The 25,733-nt window shown below is 50.5% G+C and carries 24 protein-coding genes; 10 read left to right on the top strand and 14 right to left on the bottom strand.

Annotation, left to right across the window (positions count from 1 at the left end; translation table 11 throughout):
- The first annotated feature begins 314 nt into the window (after window positions 1–314).
- A complete protein-coding gene (locus AABA21_RS02535) occupies window positions 315–635 on the top strand; it encodes a hypothetical protein (protein WP_338247388.1) in 321 nt (106 codons plus the stop codon).
- Between the two features lie 256 nt (window positions 636–891).
- On the top strand, window positions 892–1,845 hold the full coding sequence (locus AABA21_RS02530; RefSeq protein ID WP_338247387.1) for a zinc-dependent alcohol dehydrogenase family protein: 954 nt from the start codon (window positions 892–894) through the stop codon (window positions 1,843–1,845).
- A gap of 114 nt (window positions 1,846–1,959) precedes the next feature.
- Here the strand turns inward: AABA21_RS02530 and AABA21_RS02525 are convergent, their stop codons facing one another.
- Window positions 1,960–2,178: a hypothetical protein gene (locus tag AABA21_RS02525; RefSeq protein ID WP_338247386.1), complete on the bottom strand. Its 219-nt coding sequence runs from the start codon at window positions 2,176–2,178 to the stop codon at window positions 1,960–1,962.
- A gap of 449 nt (window positions 2,179–2,627) precedes the next feature.
- Between AABA21_RS02525 and AABA21_RS02520 the strand changes: the two genes are divergently transcribed.
- Window positions 2,628–4,568, top strand: coding sequence for a glycoside hydrolase family 127 protein (locus tag AABA21_RS02520; protein WP_338247385.1), 1,941 nt, complete (start codon window positions 2,628–2,630; stop codon window positions 4,566–4,568).
- A 27-nt stretch (window positions 4,569–4,595) separates the two neighbouring features.
- Here the strand turns inward: AABA21_RS02520 and AABA21_RS02515 are convergent, their stop codons facing one another.
- A complete protein-coding gene (locus AABA21_RS02515) occupies window positions 4,596–5,573 on the bottom strand; it encodes a L,D-transpeptidase family protein (protein ID WP_338247384.1) in 978 nt (325 codons plus the stop codon).
- Between the two features lie 253 nt (window positions 5,574–5,826).
- On the opposite strand from AABA21_RS02515, the gene AABA21_RS02510 reads away from it, so the two are divergent.
- Together AABA21_RS02510 and AABA21_RS02505 are read left to right on the top strand one after the other, a co-directional pair.
- Window positions 5,827–7,068, top strand: a complete 1,242-nt coding sequence (locus AABA21_RS02510; RefSeq protein WP_338247383.1) for a cytochrome P450 — start codon at window positions 5,827–5,829, stop codon at window positions 7,066–7,068.
- 304 nt (window positions 7,069–7,372) lie between these two features.
- Window positions 7,373–8,611 carry an acyltransferase gene (locus AABA21_RS02505; protein ID WP_338247382.1) on the top strand — a complete coding sequence of 413 codons (1,239 nt, stop codon included), beginning with the start codon at window positions 7,373–7,375 and terminating at the stop codon, window positions 8,609–8,611.
- Window positions 8,612–8,738: 127 nt separating this feature from the next.
- Here AABA21_RS02505 and AABA21_RS02500 read toward each other — a convergent pair whose 3' ends face one another.
- The gene (locus AABA21_RS02500; RefSeq protein WP_338247381.1) at window positions 8,739–9,710 is read right to left on the bottom strand and encodes a phosphotransferase enzyme family protein; all 972 of its coding nucleotides are present in this window, start codon (window positions 9,708–9,710) and stop codon (window positions 8,739–8,741) included.
- 183 nt (window positions 9,711–9,893) lie between these two features.
- On the opposite strand from AABA21_RS02500, the gene AABA21_RS02495 reads away from it, so the two are divergent.
- Together AABA21_RS02495 and AABA21_RS02490 are read left to right on the top strand one after the other, a co-directional pair.
- Window positions 9,894–10,433: an RNA polymerase sigma factor gene (locus AABA21_RS02495; protein ID WP_338247380.1), complete on the top strand. Its 540-nt coding sequence runs from the start codon at window positions 9,894–9,896 to the stop codon at window positions 10,431–10,433.
- An 11-nt stretch (window positions 10,434–10,444) separates the two neighbouring features.
- Window positions 10,445–12,013 carry a WD40 repeat domain-containing protein gene (locus tag AABA21_RS02490; RefSeq protein ID WP_338247379.1) on the top strand — a complete coding sequence of 523 codons (1,569 nt, stop codon included), beginning with the start codon at window positions 10,445–10,447 and terminating at the stop codon, window positions 12,011–12,013.
- A gap of 197 nt (window positions 12,014–12,210) precedes the next feature.
- Here the strand turns inward: AABA21_RS02490 and AABA21_RS02485 are convergent, their stop codons facing one another.
- Window positions 12,211–14,163, bottom strand: coding sequence for a serine hydrolase domain-containing protein (locus AABA21_RS02485; RefSeq protein WP_338247378.1), 1,953 nt, complete (start codon window positions 14,161–14,163; stop codon window positions 12,211–12,213).
- 485 nt (window positions 14,164–14,648) lie between these two features.
- Between AABA21_RS02485 and AABA21_RS02480 the strand changes: the two genes are divergently transcribed.
- Window positions 14,649–15,782, top strand: coding sequence for an ABC transporter substrate-binding protein (locus tag AABA21_RS02480; RefSeq protein ID WP_338247377.1), 1,134 nt, complete (start codon window positions 14,649–14,651; stop codon window positions 15,780–15,782).
- A gap of 126 nt (window positions 15,783–15,908) precedes the next feature.
- On the opposite strand, the gene AABA21_RS02475 is transcribed toward AABA21_RS02480, so the two are convergent.
- Window positions 15,909–16,478, bottom strand: a complete 570-nt coding sequence (locus AABA21_RS02475) for a redoxin domain-containing protein (RefSeq protein ID WP_338247376.1) — start codon at window positions 16,476–16,478, stop codon at window positions 15,909–15,911.
- A gap of 359 nt (window positions 16,479–16,837) precedes the next feature.
- Here AABA21_RS02475 and AABA21_RS02470 point away from each other — a divergent pair, with 359 nt between their 5' ends.
- On the top strand, window positions 16,838–17,800 hold the full coding sequence (locus AABA21_RS02470) for a phosphotransferase enzyme family protein (RefSeq protein WP_338247375.1): 963 nt from the start codon (window positions 16,838–16,840) through the stop codon (window positions 17,798–17,800).
- Window positions 17,801–17,825: 25 nt separating this feature from the next.
- Here AABA21_RS02470 and AABA21_RS02465 read toward each other — a convergent pair whose 3' ends face one another.
- The 5 genes from AABA21_RS02465 to AABA21_RS02445 all read right to left on the bottom strand — a co-directional run bounded on the left by AABA21_RS02465 (window position 17,826) and on the right by AABA21_RS02445 (window position 21,352).
- Window positions 17,826–18,236, bottom strand: a complete 411-nt coding sequence (locus AABA21_RS02465) for a DUF2000 family protein (protein ID WP_338247374.1) — start codon at window positions 18,234–18,236, stop codon at window positions 17,826–17,828.
- Window positions 18,237–18,352: 116 nt separating this feature from the next.
- Entirely contained in the window at window positions 18,353–18,793 is a 441-nt protein-coding gene (locus tag AABA21_RS02460; RefSeq protein ID WP_338247373.1) for a MarR family winged helix-turn-helix transcriptional regulator, read from the bottom strand.
- 241 nt (window positions 18,794–19,034) lie between these two features.
- Complete coding sequence (locus AABA21_RS02455) at window positions 19,035–19,601, bottom strand: DnaJ family domain-containing protein (protein ID WP_338247372.1); 567 nt, start codon at window positions 19,599–19,601, stop codon at window positions 19,035–19,037.
- Between the two features lie 356 nt (window positions 19,602–19,957).
- On the bottom strand, window positions 19,958–20,593 hold the full coding sequence (locus tag AABA21_RS02450) for an NADPH-dependent F420 reductase (protein WP_338247371.1): 636 nt from the start codon (window positions 20,591–20,593) through the stop codon (window positions 19,958–19,960).
- A gap of 159 nt (window positions 20,594–20,752) precedes the next feature.
- Entirely contained in the window at window positions 20,753–21,352 is a 600-nt protein-coding gene (locus AABA21_RS02445; protein ID WP_338247370.1) for a nitroreductase family protein, read from the bottom strand.
- Window positions 21,353–21,462: 110 nt separating this feature from the next.
- Between AABA21_RS02445 and AABA21_RS02440 the strand changes: the two genes are divergently transcribed.
- Complete coding sequence (locus tag AABA21_RS02440) at window positions 21,463–21,945, top strand: GNAT family N-acetyltransferase (protein WP_338247369.1); 483 nt, start codon at window positions 21,463–21,465, stop codon at window positions 21,943–21,945.
- Window positions 21,946–21,996: 51 nt separating this feature from the next.
- On the opposite strand, the gene AABA21_RS02435 is transcribed toward AABA21_RS02440, so the two are convergent.
- The 4 genes from AABA21_RS02435 to AABA21_RS02420 all read right to left on the bottom strand — a co-directional run bounded on the left by AABA21_RS02435 (window position 21,997) and on the right by AABA21_RS02420 (window position 25,518).
- Entirely contained in the window at window positions 21,997–22,674 is a 678-nt protein-coding gene (locus tag AABA21_RS02435) for a dienelactone hydrolase family protein (RefSeq protein ID WP_338247368.1), read from the bottom strand.
- A gap of 239 nt (window positions 22,675–22,913) precedes the next feature.
- A complete protein-coding gene (locus AABA21_RS02430) occupies window positions 22,914–23,732 on the bottom strand; it encodes a hypothetical protein (RefSeq protein WP_338247367.1) in 819 nt (272 codons plus the stop codon).
- 124 nt (window positions 23,733–23,856) lie between these two features.
- Window positions 23,857–24,438 (bottom strand): TetR/AcrR family transcriptional regulator, encoded by a 582-nt coding sequence (locus AABA21_RS02425; RefSeq protein WP_338247366.1) that lies wholly within the window; start codon window positions 24,436–24,438, stop codon window positions 23,857–23,859.
- Between the two features lie 234 nt (window positions 24,439–24,672).
- Entirely contained in the window at window positions 24,673–25,518 is an 846-nt protein-coding gene (locus AABA21_RS02420) for an MBL fold metallo-hydrolase (RefSeq protein WP_338247365.1), read from the bottom strand.
- Between the last annotated feature and the right edge of the window lie 215 nt (window positions 25,519–25,733).

Below are 25,733 nucleotides of genomic sequence, written 5' to 3'. Positions count from 1 at the left end.
ATTTTCCCTTTTGTTATGCGCGGCATGCATAAATATATATTGTTTGCCGCTGTCCGTATCTATCTCTGGAGGCTTTGCATTATCCGCGTGCCAGCCAGTTGATGTATGCGTATTTGAATGTAAGCATGTAGATGTATGTTGGTGATAATCTGTAATGATTGGTCGGGCTATGAACTGTTTCACACCAATCAACTATATGCCATACTATCATCAACGCTGATTGATCTGCTATGCTCTCGCTAGCTTTTTCTGTATGAGGAGTGGGACGCATAGATAATGCAGAGGTAAAGAGTAAGCAGGAGGAGTGCCGAGATATGACCACTGATGATGCCGGATCTGATAAGTTAGCCGCCTTGCGCGAGGATGAAGCGCGCTGCATTCGCATACTGGCGGCCTGTCGTCGCTTTGCGGTCAATGCAGGTGGCACGGCGGGCAACTATGCCACCTTTGCTCAAAATGAAGAGGTGCTCTTGCAATCCTTTCACGACCTCGAACTGGCCCATGCCAGTCCCGATGGGCGCTACGACCAACTCTTTGCGCAGCGCTGCCAGCGCGCCGGCCTGACCGTCGCTGATGTTCATATGCTCCAGACACGTTGGAGTGCATTCAATAACGAAGATGATCTCGATGAATAAGCTCATTATATAAGCTGTGTAAATTGGCACGAAGGTTAATTTATTGCGCATAGCAAGTAACTCAATATGCAAGGTGCTACTCTATATATGATTGGTCTGTGTCTACAAAAGCACGCCGCCTTACGTATCAGTTAGTAGCTCCGGCACGCTCTATCCACTTGACGGAGTTTGCCGATCAATAATAGAGAAACAGCACGATGACTGTGCCCCTCTGGGGTGCAGTTTTTTTTAGCAAACATGAAAAGAGAGTTATAGTATGAAAGCAATGATTATTAAGGATTTTGGTGGACCTGAGGTATTTGCCGAGCAGGAGCTAGCGAAGCCAACTCCTGAAGCGGATGAAGTATTGGTGCGCGTCTATGCCTCATCTATCAATCCCGTTGACTATAAAATTCGTCAGTCGGGTTCATGGGCTGGTGTAAAGCCTCCTGCCGTCATTGGTTATGATGTCTCGGGTGTGGTTGAGCAGGTGGGATCTGCGGTGAAGGATTTTAAGGTCGGTGATGAGGTTTATTATACACCTGAGATCCCAGGTCGGGGTGGTAGCTACGCCGAGTACCATGTGGCCAGGGAAGCTATCGTAGCCCACAAGCCCAAAAATCTGTCTCATATAGAGGCGGCCTGCGTACCGCTGGCCGGTGGTACAGCCTGGGATGCGCTGATTACCCGGGCACAGTTGAAGGTAGGGGAGACGGTGCTTATTCATGGCGGCACAGGCGGCGTTGGTTCGATGGCGGTCCAGATCGCACGGGCAGCCGGTGCTTATGTCTATACTACCTGTAGCGCGAAAAATGCCGAGCTGGCGAAGCGGTTGGGCGCGCACCGGGTCATCGATTACAAGACGGAGAATTTCGTTGACATTATCTCACGTGAGACTGGTGGACAAGGCGTGGATGTGGTCTTTGATACGGTCGGTGGTGAGACGGTGGCCAATAGCATTCCTGCTACAAAGATGTATGGCCGCATAGTAAGCGTGGTAGATATTGCCGGCAATACTTATATGGGTTTTATGAAGAATATCACCCTTCACTACCTCTTCCTGCAGCGAGAGCGCTATAAACTTGACTATCTGCGGAATCTGATTGAACGCGGTCAATTGAAACCAATCGTAGCGCAAACATTGCCGCTGAGTCAGGTGGCGCAGGCCCAGCGGTTGCTGGAGCAGGGCGGCATCGCAGGTAAAATTGCCATTCAGGTCGTGAACCAATAACCTTTAAATCGATACGAAAAAGCCAGCTATTTTGTTGCTGCTCTTTGTAATCAGAGGAGACAAAATAGCTGGCTTTTATCTGGCAGTTATATTATCTACCAGGTTTCTTAGCACTTAGTAGTTTGTGCGGAATCGATCGTTGTTATCGCCGCCAGCGGCAGCTTCACGCAAGGAGCGCAGCGAGTAACGCTGATCGCCAACCATGACGAATACACCGCGCCCATCCTGAATATCGCTGATCTGGCGATGAAGCTCGGCGTTCTCCGCCTGCAATGCCTCCATGTGCTGTTTCTGACGAAAAATCTCCTGTGCGAGCTGATCAAATGAATTCATATTTATCTCCTCCCTCGATTATTGTCCCTTGATGGCCGAACGCTCCAATCTTCGGCTTCTAATACGCCTGCTATCTATGCTCACTTTACACATACATTTACGTTGCAGCGGAACCGTCTTCTTTCATCCTTCTTGACGCATATTAGAGCAGGCAAGCGATATTTTCGCGCCGTTAACGGGCGAAATCATGTTGCTATTAGAATATTCCCTCCTATTGTATAGTATAAAGTACCATTACCGCTTGCCTGTAAGATTTTTGTCTTATCTGCCTCGTACCCGCGGTGTTCAAGGGGGTATTATATATTGATGCATCGAGCGCGCATCCGCGCGCTCAATGCATCAATATATAATACTAGTGCGGGCGCACAGCGGGCGCGCGTGTGGGAGCGCTTACGTGCCCTACTATGACGAGTGTCAGATCTACTCTTATAGAAAAAGGGAGCTCAGCTATGATTCATGAGGACAGCCAGAGCAGGCTTGATCCTGTAGCATTTAATGAAGTTCATTTTACTGATACCTTCTGGGCACCGCGTATCAAGCTGGTGCGCGAGCAGACGATTCCTTTTGAATACCAGCAGTGTAAAGAGACGGGACGCATTGATGCACTGCGATTGGATTGGAAGCCGGGCCAGGAGCCGGTTCCGCATATCTTCTGGGAGTCCGATGTCGCCAAATGGTTGGAGGCCGCCAGCTATAGCCTGGCTATGCATCCAGATCCCGACCTCGATGGACTGGTCGATCAGGTGGTAGACCTGCTGGTCGGTGCGCAGCAGCCCGATGGCTATCTCAATGTCTATTTCACCGTTGTTGAACCGGGACGCCGCTGGACCGATCTGCGCGACGCCCACGAACTGTATTGCGCGGGTCACCTGATCGAGGCCGGTGTCGCCCATTTTCAGGCCACCGGCAAGCGGCAGTTGCTGGATGTTGTGCGCCGCTACGCTGATTATATCGCGACTGTGTTTGGACGCGAATCCGGTCAGAAGCGAGGCTATTGTGGACACGAGGAGATCGAGCTGGCGCTGGTCAAGCTGTATCGTGTCACCGGTGACGAGAAATATTTGCGTCTGAGCCAGTATTTTGTGGATGAGCGCGGTCGTCAGCCGTATTACTTTGAGCAGGAGGCGCAGGAGCGTGGTACCCCGGGCTTTTTCGGCGCTATATTTCCCGAACGCGAACAGGAACAGGCAAAGTTTCGTGAGTATACTCAGTCGCATCTACCGGTGAGGGAGCAGCCCGAAGTCGTGGGTCACGCGGTGCGGGCGATGTACCTCTACTGCGCGATGGCAGACCTGGCCCGCGAAGTCGGGGATGAGAGCCTGGCTCAAGCCTGTGAGCGGCTCTGGCAGCATCTGACGACGAAACGTATGTATCTGACCGGTGGTATCGGCTCCTCACTCTCCAACGAGGGTTTTACCAGCGATTATGATCTACCCAATGAGGCCGCGTATGCCGAGACCTGTGCCGCGGTGGGCCTTGTATTCTGGGCGCATCGTATGCTGCACCTGGATTGCGATGGTCGCTACGCCGATGTGCTTGAACGCACCCTCTACAATGGTGTGCTGAGCGGCATCTCGCTGGATGGCAAGAAGTTCTTTTATGTCAATCCCCTGGCCAGCTCCGGCAATGCTCACCGTTACGAGTGGTTCGGCTGTGCCTGCTGTCCGCCCAATATCGCTCGTTTGCTAGCCTCCCTGGGACAGTATGTCTATTCTCAGGGACCTTCTGAGCTGGTTGTGCACCTGTATGCCAGCGGGCAGGCGCGACTGCAGGTAGCGGGACAGGCACTGACCATACAGCAAAGCACCAATTATCCCTGGGATGGCGCGGTACGCCTTGCTATTGAGCAGCTGGACCAGCCAGCTGCGTTTACCGTCAAGCTGCGCATCCCCGGCTGGTGTCAAGAGCCTGCGGTACGCGTAAATGGGACGGAGGTAGATGTCGCGACCAACCTGAAGAAGGGCTATGTCGATATCGAGCGTACCTGGCAGGCGGGCGACGTGATCGAACTGGAACTGCCCATGGACATTCAGCGCGTCTACGCCCATCCCGCTGTAGCAGCCGACCGGGGCTTCGTCGCCTTGCAGCGTGGCCCCATCGTTTATTGCCTGGAAGGGGTAGATCACGCATCCGTTCCACTGGGAGAGCTGGAATTACCGTCGAGCCTGCCACTGCAGGCTACATTCCATCCAGATCTGCTGGATGGTGTGGTTGCCCTGCATGGTACGGCCATAGTTCCAAACCGGGCAGCCTGGGATGGTCTGCTTTACACCACCAGTCTTCCGCAGATGCAGGAAACGCCTTTAACCGCCATCCCTTATTATTCCTGGGATAATCGCCAGCCCGGCGAGATGCGCGTCTGGATACGCGAACAACGCCCTTCGGCGTAAGTTCGGCCCTTGTGGCCGATTTTACCTCTAATAATGGATATAGACGGTCGTTCCAATGGGTGCCCAGTTATAGAGCCATGCCGCCTGATCGATGGTCATGACGACGCAGCCATGTGTTCCGGTCATGTCTCCATACTGAGGATCGGTATGGGGAACATTGGTGCCGGGACCAAAGGTGCTCCTCCACCATGCATCGTGCAGAAAGTAGCCACCTTCTTGAAACTCCAGCGCGTAGTTGATGTGGGTCGGCTCGTAGTAATACGGAGATCCTACCGGCCAGGGCGAATAGAAGGTGGTGGGGCTCAACTTATCGAACACGTGATAGGTGCCAGTCGGTGTAGGAAGATCGGGTTGCCCGCTGGTAATGGGAAAACTGTTAGCCATCTGCCCATTAGCACAGAAGGTGGCCCACTGGGCGCTTAGATTGACATCCACCGTTTTTTCGGATGTGATGGCACAGTTGGCATCGCTTCCTCCTGTATTGACAACGGGGGCCGGCTTATCAGTGGTAAGCAGAGCACTATAGATGTATTGTGGCGTGCTGTTCTGATCCGAAACGCGATACCAGCTTGCATTATCATTGATGGTTTCGCCCGCGATCGTTCCATATACTGTTACCTGGGCCCCGGCATTCAGCGTTGAGACGATGGCGCCGCTGGTATAAGGGGTGCTGCGTACATTGGTGGCGCTCGTTGTATATTCTGTGATGGGGGCGTTGTTCCATTGTACTTCTGCCACAACCGGCGTCGACGTCGGCTGAATAGTCGGGGTAGGTGTTGGCGCGGCCTGGATCGTCGGGGTAGGCTGAGCCATCACGGTTGCTGTGGATGACGGTTTTTTACCGTCTGTATGCGGCGCCGCGATGGTGGTACCCGCGCTCACAGGCTTCGTCGTCTTTGAAGTTGCCTGAGCGGCGAAAGGATGAACAATTACGAACAGGGTGGTGCCAATAAGCACCATCATAATGATAGAGGATATAAAGAATGTTTTCATATAGTTTTTCATAGCGCACCTTATTTGAACATATCATATGGTTCAGTAATAGTATAACTGAATTTGTGCATGAATTGAATGATATGCCTCACACTTTGAACGTGTTCTACCAGACAGATAAGAATATCGTCGGATTGCTAGAAGGACGAGTGGCTGGTTCCCGCGTTCTCTTAATAGATACCCTGGATGAGGTATAATTTGAACGGCTGTGTATTTAAGCGGACACGCGATCAAAGATGATATAAAAGCGAGGTGGTCTTTATCTATGGATGTAGATTATATTGATGCGCTTGAGCGGCTGCTACTGCTCGACGAAGAGGTGATGCAGCGGCGCTATGCAATATTTCGTCAGGTGCAGACCGAACACCAGGTTGTTTACAGTGAAAAGTTGCAGCGCTGGATCTTTACCCGCTATAGTGATGCGCGGGAAGCGTTGCGCGACGCACACCTCTCTTCAGAGCAGCTACCATCGGTCCTGAAACAGTTGCCGTCCGAGATCCGCGACAATCTGGATGCCGATAATCCATTACTGCGGCAGGCGAATAAGATTATGATGTCGCGTGATGATCCCGATCATGCGCGTCTGCGTCTGCTGGTCAACAAGGCATTTACGCCGCGCATGATTGAGCTTCAGCGTCCACTGATTGAGCGCCTGACCCGTGATTTACTGGATCAGATGGGCCAGCAGGAGCATCCTGATTTTATTCGCGACGTGGCTATTCCACTGCCTATCATGGTGATCGCTGCTTTGATCGGCATGCCCTATGATTCTCTGGGCCAGATCAAGCAGTGGAGCGATGCCGGGGCAGACTTTCTGGGCAAGCCGACCGATACCATTGAAGTGTTCTTTCGCATGGCCGGGGCGGCCATGGAGTTTAACGCCTATATCCGGCCTCATCTTGAGGAGCGGAGACGCCAGCCGAAAGGTGATCTGCTGAGCGCCTTGATCGCCGCCGAGTCGCAGGGAGACAAGCTGAGCGAGGATGAATTGATCGCCAATATTTATCTCTTGTTGGCGGCCGGCAATGAGACAACAACCAATCTGCTTGGCAATGGCCTCTATACGCTGCTCACTCATCCAGATCAGTTGGAACTGCTGCGCCAAAGACCCGAACTGGCCGATAGCGCGGTAGAAGAGATCCTGCGCTACGAGAGCCCATCGCAGATTACCGGTCGTCATACCAGACAGGAACTGGACATCGCCGGACAGCATATCGGTGAGGATCAGAGTATCATGCTCCTGCTCGGCATGGCCAACCGCGATCCCCAGGTCTTTAACGATCCCGATCGGTTCGACATCACACGCAAAGACAATAAACATATCGCCTTTGGCCTGGGACCCCACTACTGCCTTGGCGCACCGCTGGCGCGGCTGGAGGCCCAGGTCATCCTCCCACTGATCATCGATCGCTTCCCATCCATCCATCTGATGGCGGATTACCGGCCCCACTGGCGTAAGAATCCTACCTTTCTGGGTCTTGAAACCTTACCAGTCGATCTGGCCTAAAAGTCCTGATTGCGAGTTTGCCACAGAGCGGAGCTTTTTTTTCTATGAGAGAAGTTCTCTCTGTGGCAATTTGAGCTTATGTGAGCTCCTATCCTCTATTCTCCCCCGGTATGGTTATCAGCCTCAACCATAATTTTCAGCAATTTTTCAGCTGTGGTCGCGAATTCTTCAGTCTTCTCACGCAGAATATACCTCATCCAATAATGCGGCTTGTTTCAAGGTGAATTGAGGGGCATATGCGGACAAAGGCCGCTTAACTCACCTGGTACATACCTCAAAAATATTACATGTGAGGAAAATAATTATGCAGTTAGCGCCCCAGATAGAGCGGTCGGTTGAGCAGGGAGTTACCGCGCCAAAGAAGTCTACGCGACCCCATATCTATGAATTAGATATCGTAAGAGCTCTGACAGCGGTACTTGTGATTACTGTGCACGTTCTCTTCTTTACAAAAGTCTTTTCGACCAGATTGTCGTTCTTATTGCCCCAATATGCGTTGCTGACCCTGGCGCATGCGCGTGCGGTCTTCGCCTTTGTCACGGCCTTCGCATTGGTTTATGTCTACGCAGGTAAACCTTTTTCTGGACGTACCTTCTGGAAGAAGCGTAGCCTTGGTATTCTGCTCCCCTACTGTTTCTGGACATGTATATATGTCTGGGTTAACTGGCATCCGGCTACGTTAGAAGCCTTTACCTGGACATCGCTACGCAGTATGTTGCTGGGTGATGCATCGTATCAGCTCTACTTTATTCTGTTGACGATTCAGTTTTACATCATCTTTCCTCTCTTTTTGTGGTTTGTGCAAAAGGTCAAAAACCATCCCTGGCTTGTATTGAGCATCAGCTTTGCTATACAAATGATCGTACTTTATGTTGATTATAGTTATGTACAGCCGGGCGGAAAATGGAATCTGAGCGGCTTGTGGTCCCAGATCGCCTCTTATCATGATCGCTACATTATTCTGTATGAGTTCTACTTCGTGATGGGAGGATTCGCCGCGCTGTATCAAACGCAGATCAGAGCATTTCTGACGCGGTATGGTAAGAGTATTATCGCGTTGATGGTGGTTGCCTGTGCCATCACAGTGCTCCATTTCTATATACAGATAATGGTCGGGCATGAATCGTATGCCAGGGCGACAAACTTCCTGCAGCCGATTGTAGGGGTTTATGACGCTGTCCTGACCATCTTCATTTGTTATGGCGCGTACCTGTTGGCCAGCAAAAAAAGGGCGGATGGCAAGCCACGCGGATATAAAGGGTGGCAGCTTCTCTCTAACGCGACCTTCGGAGTCTATCTGATCCATGCCCTGTTTATCAGTCTGACCATGAACTATTCTTACCTGATTCCCCAGGCATGGCCCGCCCAATTGCGCGTCCTCACCCTCTGGAGTACGGTTGTGGTATGTTCCTATATCAGCAGCATTGTATTGATGAAGATCCCTGTTATCAGCCGCCTGGTTGGACGCAAGCAAGCCTTCCCGAACATGAGCTCCCTCTTTTCAAAGGAGCTCGCGACCAGGGAGTCATTGAGCAAGCAGTAATCAATGAACGTCTAAACTATGCGCGCATGGTTGCCTGCTGAAAGAGGACATCCGCACTTATCGAGAACATGCTTGAGTGCGGATGTCCTCTTTTGAACATGGCTAGATTTGTAATGTGCGGCATCGCTTACAACGAAGAAAGTGCTGGCTGTAGCTCTTCCCACCTGTGTATCAAGGGGACAAATCTGCCCGGGGCGACAAAGACGCGAACACGCTGATTTCTGTGCAGATAGAGCTCTTCGTACAACCAGAGATCGTGCTCGCGTATCCAGGCATAGATGGTTGCCGTCTTTTCCAGGTCTACAAGTGGTAGCGGCATGATACTGCTGTAGGCATCCAGGAAGGCGCAGCAGCCTTGCGCCTGAAACTTGAATACATAGTGGAAAACGCGGATGACTTCCCATGCGCGAGGAGCGAAAAGGGTCTGGTCCCAATCGATAATAGCGCTGACACTATCCCCTTCAAAAAATAGATTGCTTTCCTGGTAATCTCCATGGGTAACCTGGTGATCGAGTGCCGACAGGATGGATATGTCTTCTGGTTGTGATACCATTAGTCTGTCTCGTCGCTGCGCCAGCCTTTGTAAGGATTGCTTATCCAGGGCGTCCAGTTCTGGTTGAGACAGGATAGCTGCCTCGATCTGATCTATCTTAGCCACGGTAGCTTCGCGATCGACATCGAATGAAATAGTGCGAGCATGCTGTGGATGATAGTCACGCAGAGCCTGGTGGAGTTGACTCAGGGTTTTCCCCATTGCGATTGCCTTGCCGGTGTTCAGTTTATGGCGTGGCACCTGTTGTCCAGGGGCAAACGGAAAGAGCGCATAGAACGCACCATCATGGTTAAGGATCGTCTCGCCGTTGGGTAATGGCAGGGGAGCTATGGCTGGCAGACCATGCTGTTGTACATGTGCGATTATGGCGTGCTCGCCTTCGATTTTCCACCGTTTCTCATTACTATAGCGATACGCCCGTAGAGCATAGTTTCCATGGTCGGTTTTGAGCAAAACTGTGCTATGAATGGTCCCGCTATCTGGCGTCCAGGTCGCACGAACAGGTGGAAGATTCCAGGCTTCCTGTAGATCAACCATACCAATCATGTTGATGAGACGCACCTTTCTAGCAAAAGCATGTTTACTTCTCCAGATAATAAGATACTGTTTTTGTTTTGTGCCTATTTTGATGCCTGAGAGGCTAGAGTTGTGACGTTTCAGGCAAATTCACGATGGTGATAATTGAAGTGTTTATGCATGAACCTCAATCATAAAATGTAGGAATCAGATATGCGGCAACAGTTATACCTGGATGAGAATATAGATTCGACCATAGCGCTCCTCTATCAACAGCACGCGCAGACGCTTATTACCTATCTATGTTTGCATCTGCCACTACGAGAGGACGCGGAAGATATCCTGGTGGACATCTTTGTCGCGGCTATGGAGAACCAGGCATTACGTGCATTCGAACCCGAACGGCAGCGACAATGGCTCTGGCGCGTCGCCCACAACAAAGTCGCGGACTACTATCGTCAGGTGGCACGCAGGCGACATACTGTCGTGACGCTAGAGGAAGTGACGGATATCCTGCTTGATGACGATGAACTGGCTCCTGAATGGTTGGCGGAACGTAGCGACGAGTACGCACGCTTACTGATGCATGTGCAAGGACTGCCGGAGATCCAGCAGAAGGTGTTACATCTGCGTTTTGTGAACGGATTACGTTGCGCGGACATTGCCAGGATGGTAGGAAAACGAGAAGGGAATGTGCGCATGATCCTCTCGCGCACCCTCAATTTCTTACGAGCTATCTACGAAAGGCACTAAGGTATAGCACGATGACAGATCATAACGATGAATTTACGCCGGAAAGTGTGGATGAGCAGGTTGAGCAACATATGCCTGTCAGTACCAACGAGCCTTTGCGATTGATGGGTCCAGAAGGTAGCGCTAACGACAGGCTGGTTGCGGATCTACAACTGATGTATCGCCAGGGGGCTCCTCGTGCTACGAGCGATGAAGATGCACAATCGTTGCAGGATGCCTGGCAACGCATCAAAGTGGTTGCCGCAGAGAAGAGGTTGGGGCGCGTTTCGCCCCGGAACGAGAGGAATAGCACGATACTTCATATAGACATAAAGAAGAACCAGGTACCCGAGAAGCGGCCTACTCTGTTGAGTCGGTTAGGGTCTCTGGCTGCGGCATGCATTGCTATTATGGTTGTGGGCAGTATGATACTGTTGTTGAATAACGTGAATAGCGCGCGTCAGGCAAAGACAACAACACATGTGGGTGCGGGTATCGCGCATCCACATCCGGCGGTAACCGCAACGCCCGGTTTCAAACCTACCGTCACCAATTCAAAGGTTACATTGAGTAAGGATGTGGGGAAAAATGTTTACACCTGGGATGCGAAACAGCATGACCAGATACCAGATAGCATTTATGCGCTGGCCTGGTTCCCCGATAGCCAGCGTATCGCCAGTACCAGCGAGAGTGTTGATGTATGGGATGCCACCACAGGTAATCATTTTGTCTCCTTCCAGCCATACACCAGTGGAGGAGGTGGAAGCATCCTGGCGGTACACTGGTCGCCGGATGGCAAGTATGTCGCATCGATAAAAGGCGGGCAGATCCAGATCTGGGATCCCACCACGAAGGCTATTGCACAGACCTTGACCTATCCAGGGGTGTCATCCATCGCGTCAATACATAATCTACAACAGATGAGTGTAAGTTCTTACCTTGGCAGCTATCAGCGCATGAGTGGCGGCACATTCATTTATGATTTTGCCTGGTCACCAGATGGTAAACAAATCGTTGCAGCCAGTCCTTTTCCCAACGGAACCTCGAGTATGGTGATCTGGAATCTGTCAACCGGGCAAACAATGACCTTGACGGGTCATATCGACCAGGTGGCTCGCGTAGTCTGGTCACCAGATGGTAAATATATCGCCTCTTCTGCCTACGATAGCACGGTGCGTGTATGGGATGCGGCCACGGGCAAAAACATTTATACACGCAATGCTCCGGACTCACGCGATGCCGCTTCACTCGCCTGGTCACCTACGAAAGGGGATGAACGGTTGCTGGTTGGTTATTCATCTGGCTCGATCGAGATTTTTGACGCTCTTGATGGAGCACATGCTTTGAAATACAGCGCGAGTATGAATTCACACTTATCGGCTGTCGCCTGGTCGCCAGACGGAAAGGTGGTAGCCGCTGCTGGTGATGGGGTTTTATTGCTCGACGCGCATAAAGACGCGCTTCTCTATACCTATACGGGGAACGCCAATCCTATCCGTTCCATGGCCTGGTCTCCCAACGGCAAATATATTGCCACGGGTGACAATATGGGTGAGGGTGGCTCGGCCACTATTGATGTGAAGGTATGGATAGCACAGTAGAGACTTCTTCTCAATCGCCTGTGGCATGCCTGGACTTTCACACCTACGGTGCTTATGGGATCTTGTTGCTGTTGGTGCATGGGGCGCATTTGCGCCCCATGCACCAACAGCAACAACTTTTGTTATGGCTGCGTCATCGGACGCCTGAGTAGGGGCGCTTGTGTACCCATATAAGACAAGGATAGTATGTATGTGTACTATCCCAGGAGATTCCAGTAGGCCAGTTCCCAGACAAACGCGAGAGCAGCTAGAACCACCAGGATATAGTGAATGCGTTGTGGCCAGATCCAGAAGCGGTTTCTCCATACCTGTGTTGTGAATAGAATGACAATTCCGGTCAGGATTGCGGAGATGATGCCGAGCGCCAATATGACAGGTAATACAAGAGCAGGATTTTTGTGGCTTGCAATGCTCCATACCAGATAAATTGGAACGATCACATTTATCGCACATACGGTCCCTGCCAGCCAGTATGCTGTCTGGGGAACGGTGTTTTTCTTGATAATCTCGCCAGAACGCTTTAATCTGGACGTGCGGAGGAGGCGGACAGGCCATAGCAGGAGCGCGGAAAGAAAAATCAGCAGACATGCCAGAATCAATAGCACGTGAAAACCGCGCGAGTCGTACCAGGCCATTTTGCCATAGGATTGCAGGCTATTACCTATAAACATAACGGTTCCATCCTGCCTCTGTTGAAAGATAACTTGCTGTTGCGCGCCCATTTGCTGATAGACCCCGGGCGACACCTCTACCACGTTGAGTATGCTTCCCCCACCGCCACTAATCAACAAATGACCATACCCGGCATTGATGACATTGACGGCGATGCCTGGTTCGAGCAAGATCATGATCTTCTCGTAGGTGGTATAGGGACGGCGCAGTGACCAGTAGATGCCGCTCTCCTTACTGGCGCGTTCGGCAAAGCCAGGCAGAGAAGGGGGGATGGTAGCTCGCGGAACTGGATAGTAGTGGTTCATGAATGCCTGCAAAAGGGTGGTTCTGGCAGCTGATCCTCCATCGCTGTTATAGGAAACGAATACCCCTACGTTGTGGTCGGGCAACAGGTTCAGTAATGAGTGGAAGGATGGAATATCACCTCCATGTTGAAGCAAACGCTGACCATTGATGCGTTGCACCTCAAAGCCATAGGCCAGCCCAGGAATATGCGGATCCGAGGTAAAGTGTTGCTCATGCATCTGCTGGGCGGTTGCATCCTGCAAGATACGCTGATCGCCAAAGCGACCATTTTGAAGCTGCGCGATCATAAAGTTGGCGATATCAGTTGCGGTTGTATACATAGAAACAGCAGGTGCGACCTGAAAATATTTGGGGGGTGTGCTGCGATACCATCCGTCAATAAACGCATATCCTTGAGAGATGTCCGCCTGCATTTGTGCCGGGACAGGCTGGCGAAACGTGCTGTGCCGCATGTTCAATGGTTTATATAGATTAGTTTCAATATACTGATCAAAGGGTATGCCTGACACCAGCTCTACAATGTATCCCGCCAGGGCCGCTCCATAGTTAGAGTAGGACGCCAGTTTCCCCGGAGGACGTACCCGCGCCGGGATATGGTTGGCCAACCATGTTCCCAGTGGCTGCAATTGCCGGGGTGTTGGTATCATCCCACCATCATCCCTGTCTTCAAAGCCGGCGGTATGAGTCAGTAAAGATTCTAGCGTGATCGGTTGAGGGTAGGTAGCTGGAATATGAAATGTTTTGAGGTATTGATTCACATCAGTGTGTAGATCTAGTTTATGCTGCTCCATAAGCTGCATCACCGCCGTCCAGGTGAATAGCTTGCTCACCGAGGCAACAGGAAAAAGTGAGGTCGCGGCATCTACACGTTTGTCGTGTTTAAGGTCGGCGTAGCCGTAGCCTTTGGAAAGTAATAGACGACCATCCTTTACTACAGCAACAGTCGCGCCCGGAATATGATTTTCTACTAATTGCGTCTTGAAAACGCCATCCAGAAATGCCTCCAATTCCCGGGGATCTTGCAATGCTGTATTTGTAGACTGAGGCGAGTTCGCGTGAGAGAAGGCCTGCGCGGTTGTCCCCCCTATAGGGAGCGTTAATCCGATAGCCAACATTACGATTAAGCATGAAAGGAGAAAGAAATAAATTTTGAAGAGCATGTTACGTATCACGGCTCTTTTATCCTTCCTCTCAATTACCTTTTGAGATGTGCTGACTTTCTGGCATAGTAGAGTAGGTAAAGCTGGGTAATTGTTCTGATTTATTACGTGGCTGCAATCAAAAGTATACTATCTTACAATAGATAAAAATACAAACACGACAAAACCCCACTAAACGATATAAACCCTATGAATAGAGAAAAAAATATTTATGCCCGGCGATATTCATAGTGAGTGTACCCCTGTTCTCTGGCTGTCGTAGTTAGCCAGCATTCACCACGTAATCAACTGGACCCCTTTTTTCTAACCTCTTGAAAAGAGACAGAGGGAAGAGGATTTACTTTCCGCACATTTACTCTATATAAGGTAAATAGCAAAATAGTCATATTCGATAATCTTTATCGCTATATTGGTATATTATGATGCCATGGTGATATTCATCTGTTGGTTTATCAACTCAGGTATATGGCTTATATACAGAAAATAAGCTACAGATAATGGATAAGCACAATTATTTTTACAACTATTTTTCATATGGGCCTAATAAGGAAGGAATGGTCTACGGCAAGATGAAGTATTCTGGTTTTATTGCTCTCGCCTTTGTGTTCGCAGTAATAGCCGAAGGGTTCATGGGAGCGGGGTCAACTTTCGTCCCCCAGGCGCATGCCAGTGGCAGCTGTATTCAATATGGAGCATTTGGGAAAAGTGTTTCATATATTGAGGCCGTGAATCAGGGGTATTTCGTGAAAGAAGGGGTAAGCGTCTGTTACAATCAGGTTACTAGCTCTACACAGCAAATTAGTAGCCTGCTTTCTGGTCAATACGATATTATTTCTTCAACTGCTGATAACGTTGTAAATCAGGACGTCAACAATAATCAATCCATTCAGGTCATTGCGGGTATTGATCAGGGGGCCAATCTGGATCTGGTGGTTAACACCAATCTGGGCATCAATAGCATCCATGATCTGGAGGGTAAGGCAATTCTGGTTGATGCACCGAACAGTGGTTTTGTTATTGCTCTTGAGAAAATTATGGCTGAAAACGGCATGTATCTAAATCAGGATTATACCCTGAATTCTGTTGGCGGTTCGAAGATACGTTATCAGGATATGGTAGCCGGTCAAACCTCGACGGGCGACCCTGCTTATGCGACGATGCTGGCATCTCCGTATATCGAGCAAGCACGCGCTGTCTCTTACCTTAATGATATCGCCAGTCTTTCAACCTACACCGAGCCGTATCAGGGAACATCCATCGCAATTACCCGAAGTTATGGACAACATAATACAGCTACCGTTGATCGTTTTCTGACAGCTATGATTTTGGGAAGCATGTACGCGGCAAACCCGAGCAATCAGAGTGCCGTTATCGCCGATATTGCTAAGGCTGATGGTGTATCAACACAGATCGCAGCCAACATCTATGCTGATACTGAGCAGAACACAACAACCGGTGAAAATGTGAATGAACAGGTGAACCAGCAAGGTTTGGTAAATACAATCAACCTGCGTCAGGAATTTGGTGGTTTCAATACAACTGTTAATAGTACACAACTGGCGCAACCTGGCCCGAATGCCATTTATAACAATGAATATTGGCAGCAAGCCTATCAAGATCTCCAGCATTAAATGTACGATTTTTCCATAAAAATCTCTTAATCATATTTAGCAACTGGATAGAAGAGACGAAAAAGGAAGCAAAATCCCACTGAAAAGCCGGATTTTGCTTCCTTTTTCGTGGGCAGAAATATAGGCTTATCGCCTTTGCCCATAGGGGTAATGCAGCTTCTTTTCTCCCTCCCAATCTTCGCGCAGACCAGGTGCGGAGAGGTCCCAGTCGGGTCGGACCTTCTGGGAGACGGCGCGCAGATCCTGCCTGAGGTCTTCGGGCGAGGGGCGCCCCCAGAACCAGTAGCCGTTGTAGATCTTGTAGATGCGCAACCCCGGTTCCAGTACCAGTGTGTAAGGGATCATGGGGTTGTGGTGGGGATCGGTATATTCTTGAATCTCCAGGTCCTGTTGGATCTTGCGTCCCGAGTCCGATAGGAAGGTCCACTGGGCCCCGACGGCGGCTCGGAACTCGTTTGTTTCTAGAATATTGTCGGTTGAGATGGTTACAATCTGTGTATAAGAGACGGCGATCTTGGGATAGAACTCAGCCAACTCGAGGTGTTGCTGATGGTCTTTAGGACAATAGTGTCCGCGTGCCAGGATCAAGATCATGGGATCGATACCCTGTAGCTCGCTGAGACGGCGGCGCGTTTTTGTGTGGTCGGTCAATTCATAATCGGGAAACGTTGCGCCGGGAACGATATCTGTTCGCATATGTTTCTGCTCCTGTTTGCACGCCTTTAACTGTTTGAAGTAAGAAGATCGTTTTTTCTATTGCTGCTTGCATTGCTGCAGGCAATAGATCTGCAAGTCAGTCATACGCAGGTGATAACAGATGACAGCACTGGTCTATTCCTGACCTTGGATGTGCCTGACTGGTTTGTGAGTTCTCGGCTGATTACCACCAGCGTCGGCGGAATCTGCTACAATATAGACAAGTTTCCTCTCTAGCAGCTTTTGGAAGATGCTATCCATAGGCATGCCATATTGACAAAATACTGGGATTGGAGTTGCTCCACATGGATGTTTCTGCTATATGTGTGACCTGGCCGATTAAGGGCCCCTGTTCTCTTATGCCGCTTACTGGTGGTACAAACAATCATGTCTGGCGTGTGGATGCGGCGGATGGACATGTTTATGCGTTACGCGTGTCCCCCGACGAATCTCACCTGTCCCGTTTGCGCTATGAGATGACGATCTTGCAAGCGTTGTCAATTCATGATTTGCCATTTTTATTTCCATTACCTATTCAGGCCTATAGTGGCGACTTTCTGGTCTCCCTTGAGATTGGAGATGGGAAGCCTGGTATTGCGGCACTATCCCCGTTTTTGCCTGGTAACGTTTCAAGCAAGAGTACCCCTGGGAAGGCTAGCGCGGCCGGTCGTGTGCTGGCCATTTTAGACCAGGCTCTGGCCGCTGTTCCTGACCAATCGACGCCAGAGGAGATCGACGTGTTGTTGCCGTTTGGTCGCTTAGAGGCGCGTAATCCCCAGGTACCGGATATGGCGAAGGCGCTGGAGTTACTCCCCCTGGAGCGGCAGCAGATCCGCAAGCTGCAAGATATCCTGACCACGCACCAGGATGGGCTGGCGAAGCTCTATGAGACCCTGCCTCAGCAATTGCTGCATCGCGACCTGGACACCAGCAATATACTATTTGATGAACAAGAGGGTGTGACGGCGGTTCTGGATTTTGAGTTTGCAGCCCGCGATATTCGGGCCCTCGACCTGAGCGTCGCCTTAAGCTGGTGGCCGGTCAGCCGCATGGGGACCGGGAATGAATGGGAGATTATCGACGCGCTGGGTCGCAGCTATATGGAAGCGCTGCCGTTGGATGAGGATGAATTGAAAGCGATTCCAGCCATGATGCGTATGCGCCACTTTGCCGGCATGCAGCACCGCATCGGTCGCTACCTGATTGGACTGATGACCGATGCGGCGATGCAGGACTATATTCAGTTTTCCATCTGGCGCCTGGATTGGCTGGCGAGCCAGCAAGATACCCTGATCGCACATGCTCTGAGCTGGCAGGCCTGAGCAGTTCAGGCTCGAGCCTCACTGGTTATTGATGAAACTTTAATTTATCCACAATCTTGTCGATCACTTTTCTTTCCGCCCGGATGGCGAGGCCCACCAGATTCAGGTTCTCGCGCTCGACGCTGCGTACAGCGGCGCGATTGGCTTCGTCATGGGTTGTAGTAAACATCTCTTCTGTATAGACAGCCGGCTGTGCTCCGCGTGTCAGGGCACGATCAAGCACCCGCACGAGCCCGGCGCGATCGGCTCCGTAAATCAGTATCGGCTGGCCAATCAGCCGCAGGTATTTGTTGTCAGACGCGTCTTCATATGGTTCGCCGATACACTCAGGATAGGCTGCAGCGATCCCACTGGCCAGGAACGCTGCCACATTCATTTTTTGCCAGGAGGCCAGATCGTCTCGAATCACCAATGCAATTTTTGTATCAAAAAGCATAAATACCATCCTTGCATAATATTTGATATTGAAAGTGGTCGGTCATGTACCGCCCTCATGATGTTTTTGTAGGTATGTTGTAATCCTTTGCTTCTCAATGCGCACTCAAATCACCCTTAAGCAGGAGAATGATCTTGCTGCTTCCAGGCAGCCACAGTTGTAAGCAGGTGCCGCAGAAGCTCTCTCTGTTCGGATGAGAATTGGCCGAGGAAATCCTGGTTTAACTGATCCAACTCACGGTCCAGCGGTCCCTGGAGAGCGCGTCCACGAGCGGTGAGCGAGACCCGGTTCACCCGCCGATCGGTCGCATGGGCCTTGCGCTCAATCAGCCCCGCATGCTCCAGGCGATCAAGAATGCCTGTTATTGTCGCGCTATCGAGCACAAGGCGTTCGCCTAGCTCAGCTCCGCTCTGTTCGTCGCGTTCCCAGAGTACCTTGAGCAGTGCATACTGCACGGGAGTGACCCCATATGGGGCCAGACGTTGCTTGGCAGACTGCGCGACCCGCTGATATGCCTTGCCAAGGTAAAAACTCAAACAATCCTCAATCTGATCCATATATACTCCTGTGAGAAATCATACTCCTTTGTATCAATCATTTGTATACAAGTATACAATATACAAAATACTTTTACAATAGTAACTTGTATACAAGTTAATTTGAAGGTAGATATGCCTATATCCTGGTTATGCCTTCAATGGTTAGAAGATAGTTCGGGCGAAGAGAAACCTGATCAGCGGCGGTGCCTCATGAAGCGAGTGCTCGTGGTCAGAGAGGCACCGTGATCGAGAACTGTACTTATTCCTCATCAAACACATAGAAGCGTTTTCGGTAGTCTTGCAGGAGTTGTTCGACAGGTAACGGCTGCATATTCATGGTTTCTGGCGCAGCGATGTTGAGGCTTAAGATGCGGCTATTGATATCGGCCAGACGTTTCCTGTACTCGTGTTCAAAAGCATGCACCTCTCGTTGATATGCCCGTATGCGGCTGCGAGAATGGGGACGTCGCGGCCTCTGCGCGTATCGTAAGCGATGTTGCAGATAGGCAAGATGTTTGTCGATCTGCGCCTGCTTGCGTTGGATCTCTTTCTGCAGTGAGACTTCCAGCGGCTCTCCCCCAAATTTTTTGATGATGTTGGTAGCCATATCATCGGCACCTGAATTTTCCAGAAAGCCATTGCGAAACGGCTTTCCCGCGCCAGGTAGATTATCAAATTCGCCTGCATTCTGCGCTTTTTGGATATAATAATCGGCGATGCCATGAAAGACGATCGCCGAGTTTTTTCGTGCTTCCTCATCCTCTAACTGACGTTGCACCCTGGCGCGCTGCTCTCTCGGTATCTTGCGCCAATCCACAAAATCCATGCTTCAGTTTCTTCCTTCTACCACTTTTCGGAAAATTGAGCTACAAATTGCACATTGTGTACCAAACAATTTTTATCTACAATACCTACTATACAAAATACTATGTCTCGCTGCAAATACAGCAATATAGGCCTCTACCAATCGATAGAGCATTAACGGTGCAAGGAAGGTGATGACCCCCTATACATTTCTTACGTGGAAACAGGAATGCATAGGAGGTCATCACTTTATAAATTATCTAGCAGGCCGCTATGCTCGTACTATATCTATTTATAGTACGAGCATAGCGGCCTGCTGTGGGTATTCATATAGTATGTGGTCCGTTTGTAGCTGGATTGCTTGTATACTAACGAGTGTTAGGGAAGGTTCGCCAGCGCCTGTTTAGCCTGGGCAACGGTCATGGGAACATTGTAGATAGGTGAGCCGGGCTGCTGGCGGCGTCCACCTTCACTCAGAAAACCAGTGTCAACTGCAGCAAAACCAATATCCTCGATCAGGTGAGCGACAACCTCTTTAGCTTCAGAGTCGTCTCCCGCGATAAAGATGACCAGACGCTCATCAGGTGAAGATTTGCCACTTGTTTTCAGCGTTTCAAAGTACATGGTGTTGAAGCCCTTGACGAGACGTGCACCTGGGATCTGCCTTAGAATTTCCTCACTGGACGTTGTGTGGTTCAATTGTTCGATCTGGAAATTCCCGTTTTGATCTTTGCTATAAGGATTGGTGGCATCGATGACGATCTTGTTTTCAAACATCTGGGCCGGAGGCAGACTGGTGCGCTGTGACCAGGGGATAGCTAGCAGGATGATATCACCAAATTGAACCACCTCTTCGTTGGTGGCCGCTCTGACATTGGGCCCGATCTCTGAAACCAGTTGAGACAGCGATTGCGGGCCCTTTGAATTACTGATAGCTACTTTATGTCCTGCCTGCGCAAAGAGTTTTGCTGCGTTGGCACCGATATTTCCAGATCCAATAACACCTATATTCATATTGCTGTGCTCCTTTTAATATCTATTTCTGCAATTGTTCATTATTGCCTATTCATATTGAGTCACATTGTGCCAGGATTAGTCAACCTTACTTATTAATTTTGATCGGCAGATGTTCTGGCGCTAACATTGCAGATGGCGTTATCGGAGTAGCAGCGTTCACCACTTCTCAAAGTGCAAAAACTCGACCTGGCTCTTGCGGCCACGCTTGAGAGAAGGTGAAGGGATATCCGTTGCGGCATGCCCGATGGGAATGACGCCTACGGGAGTGCAGTCAGCAGGGATGTTGAGCAGTTGTTTGAGTCCGGCATTATTCTCTTTACCAGGAATACCCACAAAAGCAGCCGCCAATCCTTCATTCACCACGGCTTGCAGCAAGATCATTACCGAGCAACCAATGTCCATAAACCAGAAAGGGACCGGCCATTCGATCTCCTGTCCCTCCTCATCGATCTTGTCCGCCTCTTGATAGCGCTGATGATATGCAGACTCACTCGTGCAAGGAATCGCCAGTACAGGTGCTTCTGAAATAAAGGGATGCTGAAACGTCTCCGCGTATTCCTCCTCTGTACAGAAGCGAGCGATCTCTCTTTTGAGCTCGGGACGCGTCACAACAACAAAAGATTGCCCCTGGGTAAAACCCGCGCTAGGAGCCCGCTGAACCAGGTCAAAGATGCGCGTAATAACATTGGCTGGAATAGGATCGCTTGTGAAGTGCCGTACCATGCGCCGTTTGCGTACTACCTCTGAAAACTCCATCGGCTGAACCTCTTTCTTATCTTCATTTCTACTAGAGTTTGTAGGCATGTATATCATGTAATGAGAATAGAGATTTTTTTCTCAGATACATTGTAAACATGGAGAATGCGATGCCAGATCTTATTTTTAGTCCATTGGATGCTGAAGAGCATTCTCGCTATCAAGATTGGTTTCATGATCCTGAACTGTCTCGGAGGATCAACTATCCCGATACGGTCTGGTTTGATTACATTACGACCTCTCCTCATGTATATACCTGGATGATCTATGCCGATGTGGGCCCGGTGGGCGTGATTCAATTCGAGAAGGATCACAGGCGGGCCAGCTTTTCCATTGCCGTCAATCCTCGGTTGCGCGGACAAGGATACGGAAAACGTATGATGCGCGCTTTTCTGAACCAACCAGAGGTACAGGAGGTTGCCTGTGTGCATGCGGGCGTTGAATACGACAATCAGCCCAGCATGCACTGCCTGCGGGCAGTGGGATTTACCATGCTGAGCCCGGTACCTGATGAGCATGGTTTTATCGAATTCATCTATACCGTCCATAAAACGCCGGGCGATGCTTACCAGACGGAAGCCCACACCGCTTAGGACTACTGCTTCGTATATCCATTGAAAATGGGCGATGTGAACTTCCTATGCTTAAATGTGTGCCTGGAAATAGGCCAGGACACGCTGCCAGGCATCCTGCGAGGCGGAGGCGTCATAGGTTTTGCCCTGGTCATTAAAAAATGAGTGTTTCGTGCCGGGGTAAATCTTGATGTCGTGCTCAACCTGATGCTGTGTGAGCGCCTCATCGAGGCGCTGGGCCGCTTTGGTGGTAAAGTCTTCCCTGGGATATGATCCGACGACGGGACAACTGCGGGCAACCGCTTCCAAGGGTCGGGGATTCATCGCGTAGAAGGGCGCGATCGCTTTGAGGCGTGTGTCGCTGCAGGCCCAGGCAACGGCAAAGCTGCCTCCCATACAAAAGCCGATCGTTCCCAGTCGCTCGGCGTCCACCCGGGGTTGCCGACCCAGATAGGTAAGCGCCTGCTTAAGGTTGCGGATGCTGCCATTATTGAGCGGATTGGTCAATATCTGGCTCATGAAGCGGAACATACAGATGGTGCGATTGCGGCCAGCGAACAGATCGATGGCAAAGGCCGCGTAACCCTCATCGGCGAAGCGCCGGGCGATATCTTTGATGTTGTCGTTGAGACCAAATATCTCATGGATAACTACGACACCGGGAAATGGGCCCTCTCCCTCGGGATAGGCCAGATACCCTGAGAGCTTTTCTGTTCCAACAGAGAGCGCAACTATTTCTTCTACTGGCACCGGTGACCTCCTATAAATATGCGGGATGAACATATCCGCGTATATTCAATACGATACCACACGTTGACCATAGTTGTGTATATCTTCGCGCTACAAATGACAAAACGCAAAAAAACGTTTCTAGATTGGAAGCTCGTGTTTGAAGGGCCCATTCCCTGTTCTTTCGTCATATACAACTTCAATGGAGAAAGAGCCAGGAAAAGGGCCAGCACCTGGGTTTAGAATAGAAGATCGTGAAGTTAAGCGTTAAAGCTTCCTGTTATCGATAAGCGTCTCAGGTTCGTTCGCGCCCAACTCAGGAGGGCAATCATACCGACTGCCAGAATAGCTGCGAGGATAGCAATGGGACGATTGGGGCTGCGCGTGATATTGGCGACGACGATCCCGATCAGTGCCCAGCAAAAGGTGAGTGCGTAGCCAGCGTTGCCCCGGCTCTTGATCGTTACAAACGCGGCGATACCGGTCCCTACTAACAGCATGATGATTGTCCAGGTTGTTGCGGGAAGTCCTCCCAGGCTGGTGATGCCAGACTGATGAAGGATAGAGGCCGGATTGGCGATAGAGGCTATGGTGGCCCAGGCGGCATAGATGCTGATGGGCAGAATGACCAGCCAGCGTTGCGCTTGCGTGAAAGGTGTATGCCATCGAATGATCTGGATGAACGCTCCAAGCAGCGAAATCAGGATCCAGAACATGCACACAATTGTGAACCAGGCCAGCCCGGTCTGGGCGGCGATCAGCCAGATAGTGGTAGCCAGGTACGCCGAGGCTGTATAGAATCCGACGCGACGCAGCAATGCATCACCACGCTGTTGGGGGAGCGCCTGGTAGATTGCGTAGGCCAGCGCGCCCGCATAGATCAGGCTCCAAACGCTAAAAGTATAATCCGCTGGCACAATCGGTGATGTCCCGGCATCGCTGGAGGTAAACGTATCGTTGGATCTTACCATATACCCTACAATCGTTACCACTACCTGACTCACGGCCAGCACAATGTTGAGTCCCTGCCGCAATCGGTCCCCCCCTGATTTGATCTTATCCATGATACTATTGAACATGGGTGCTCCTTTCGCTTTTACAACCTCTGTCATAGGATGATCAGCAACTTCACTGATATCTATATGTCTGCGTTTTATTGCTACCAACAAGTTGGTAGATTAGGCAGGCAAAAAAAATTTACGCTCATGTATGTGGGTACAAACCCTCTAATAAGGCATCTATCACGATATATGCCATCTCTTGCCGATTTTGGACCAGTGCTGTTTCAGGAACAGCATAAAAAGATTCAATCATGCCAAGGAGCCCACCGGCAATAGGGCCGAAATCTAATTGCCTGATCTCTCCCTGTTGCTGAGCTTCTTGCAGGGCAACGTAGATAGGTTGAATCATGGCTTCTAGCGCGAGTTGAGATAGATACTCGGCGTGTCTGGGGTCAATGGCTGGCATATCTGATTGGGTCATGCGCAGCAGGTCGATCGGCGCCTGAGATAGCAACCAATCGGCGACCGCATGTAACTCATCCTTGATATGGGGTCGCGCCTGTTGGATTGCCTGCATCAATCCCTGTTGATGGCGTTTCAGATGTCGCTCGGTTACCTCCACGAATAGCTCTTCTTTGCCTCCAGGGACATGATGGTAAAGCGATGTATGGCGAATTCCGACCTCGGTCGCGATATCGCGTAATGTGACAGCCGCATAACCTCTACGTGCAAATAGCTGTTCGGCAACGGTCAGCACCCGCTCTCGCGCCTCCGTTTCTAACATATACATACACTCCCTACCAAATGCTTGGTAACAACGTAACATATCATTCTGGAACATGTCAAGTGAAAAAGAGAGGTGCTATGCACCTGTAAACAGGCCTGGCACCCCTCAATTCTCCACACGATAAACCTGAATAGTCGCTCAGTTCTGGGTATGGATTATCTGACTATTCTTTTCATCTACTAAAAAAGTGGAAGTGCAGTATTCATCTCTTTTTATCTATTCCAGCCGCAGTTATTTCATGTAGATCAGGCGACGACCATGGGATGGTAGATAGCAGCATACTTCTGGATGGTTGGTGCGAATGTAATCGACGAAGAAGCCGGGACGACCGACATTGGCTGCAAACATCTCGTAGTGGGTGGGAATGACCGCCTGAATGCCCGCGGCGGCCGCCAGGTCCGCCGCCTCACGCTCATCCATGTTGCCGACCAGGTTTTGTTGCTCGCGGAAATAACTGCGACCATTGATGGGGAGCAGGGCCAGGTCGATGACAAGCGGTTGTAGCTTTTCTGCCAGTCCTTCAAAGACCAGGGTGTCGCCGGGATGGTACACCCGTATACCTCCCATCTCGACAACATAGCCCAGATAGCGATAGCGGCCATCGCTAATCTCTTGTCCAAAGCTATAGGACACCGGTGGAAAGCTGAGGCCGTGCAGGGCGGGCAGGGGGATGACTCGTGTACCGCCGATCGTGATGTCCTCTTCTGGCTGTACCCCTTGCAACTGTTCGGGTTCTACCCCCGCTGCCAGTAGCTGGTCAACAATGGGGCTGGGCGCGATAAAGCGCGGTCTGGAGGGATGGCGTGCCAGGATCTTGAGCGCGGGTATATCTAAATGATCGGTATGCTCATGCGTATAAAGGATCAGATCGACGGGCGGGCACTCCTCGGCTGTAAAGGGGGGCGGCACCACGCGGTTCTCCATCGGGGTTAAAAATGGATCGATCAGAATGGTGCTGGTTGCGCTGCGCAAGGCAAAGCTAGCCTGGCCTAACCACCATAAGGCTACTGCGCCTTCGGGAATCTGTGTGGAGGTGGCGATCTGATGGGCAGTATCAATAGTATGTTTAGCTTGCATGATTTTGACCTCTGAACAAAATAACGTATCTCTCACAATGTAGCATATACGGAGATAATCGATGCAAAAATGAGCGTTTCGTTAAACATGCTGAACTCTGCTTATCATACCATATGAATATTTAAACCTCGCAACCGTTGAAACGATTTTTTGAGGAGCGGTTGTTGTTGCGCGGCATATAAAATGGCTCACCCATAGCATGGATGAGCCATTTT

Source organism: Dictyobacter halimunensis, from assembly GCF_036245075.1.
Note: the sequence above shows the minus strand (reverse complement) of the source record. Positions and strands in the feature narration are given on the sequence as shown.

Bases quoted from the DNA above. Each gene is read 5' to 3' on its own strand.
- AABA21_RS02455 (WP_338247372.1), bottom strand. From the start codon at position 19,601: ATGGATTTTGTGGATTGGCGCAAGATACCGAGAGAGCAGCGCGCCAGG.
- AABA21_RS02535 (WP_338247388.1), top strand. From the start codon at position 315: ATGACCACTGATGATGCCGGATCTGATAAGTTAGCCGCCTTGCGCGAG.
- AABA21_RS02445 (WP_338247370.1), bottom strand. From the start codon at position 21,352: ATGGAGTTTTCAGAGGTAGTACGCAAACGGCGCATGGTACGGCACTTC.
- AABA21_RS02470 (WP_338247375.1), top strand. From the start codon at position 16,838: ATGCCGCTTACTGGTGGTACAAACAATCATGTCTGGCGTGTGGATGCG.
- AABA21_RS02440 (WP_338247369.1), top strand. From the start codon at position 21,463: ATGCCAGATCTTATTTTTAGTCCATTGGATGCTGAAGAGCATTCTCGC.
- AABA21_RS02530 (WP_338247387.1), top strand. From the start codon at position 892: ATGAAAGCAATGATTATTAAGGATTTTGGTGGACCTGAGGTATTTGCC.
- AABA21_RS02475 (WP_338247376.1), bottom strand. From the start codon at position 16,478: ATGCGAACAGATATCGTTCCCGGCGCAACGTTTCCCGATTATGAATTG.
- AABA21_RS02430 (WP_338247367.1), bottom strand. From the start codon at position 23,732: ATGTTCAATAGTATCATGGATAAGATCAAATCAGGGGGGGACCGATTG.
- AABA21_RS02420 (WP_338247365.1), bottom strand. From the start codon at position 25,518: ATGCAAGCTAAACATACTATTGATACTGCCCATCAGATCGCCACCTCC.
- AABA21_RS02525 (WP_338247386.1), bottom strand. From the start codon at position 2,178: ATGAATTCATTTGATCAGCTCGCACAGGAGATTTTTCGTCAGAAACAG.
- AABA21_RS02490 (WP_338247379.1), top strand. From the start codon at position 10,445: ATGACAGATCATAACGATGAATTTACGCCGGAAAGTGTGGATGAGCAG.
- AABA21_RS02480 (WP_338247377.1), top strand. From the start codon at position 14,649: ATGGATAAGCACAATTATTTTTACAACTATTTTTCATATGGGCCTAAT.
- AABA21_RS02515 (WP_338247384.1), bottom strand. From the start codon at position 5,573: ATGAAAAACTATATGAAAACATTCTTTATATCCTCTATCATTATGATG.
- AABA21_RS02510 (WP_338247383.1), top strand. From the start codon at position 5,827: ATGGATGTAGATTATATTGATGCGCTTGAGCGGCTGCTACTGCTCGAC.
- AABA21_RS02465 (WP_338247374.1), bottom strand. From the start codon at position 18,236: ATGCTTTTTGATACAAAAATTGCATTGGTGATTCGAGACGATCTGGCC.
- AABA21_RS02520 (WP_338247385.1), top strand. From the start codon at position 2,628: ATGATTCATGAGGACAGCCAGAGCAGGCTTGATCCTGTAGCATTTAAT.
- AABA21_RS02425 (WP_338247366.1), bottom strand. From the start codon at position 24,438: ATGTTAGAAACGGAGGCGCGAGAGCGGGTGCTGACCGTTGCCGAACAG.
- AABA21_RS02505 (WP_338247382.1), top strand. From the start codon at position 7,373: ATGCAGTTAGCGCCCCAGATAGAGCGGTCGGTTGAGCAGGGAGTTACC.
- AABA21_RS02460 (WP_338247373.1), bottom strand. From the start codon at position 18,793: ATGGATCAGATTGAGGATTGTTTGAGTTTTTACCTTGGCAAGGCATAT.
- AABA21_RS02500 (WP_338247381.1), bottom strand. From the start codon at position 9,710: ATGATTGGTATGGTTGATCTACAGGAAGCCTGGAATCTTCCACCTGTT.
- AABA21_RS02495 (WP_338247380.1), top strand. From the start codon at position 9,894: ATGCGGCAACAGTTATACCTGGATGAGAATATAGATTCGACCATAGCG.
- AABA21_RS02450 (WP_338247371.1), bottom strand. From the start codon at position 20,593: ATGAATATAGGTGTTATTGGATCTGGAAATATCGGTGCCAACGCAGCA.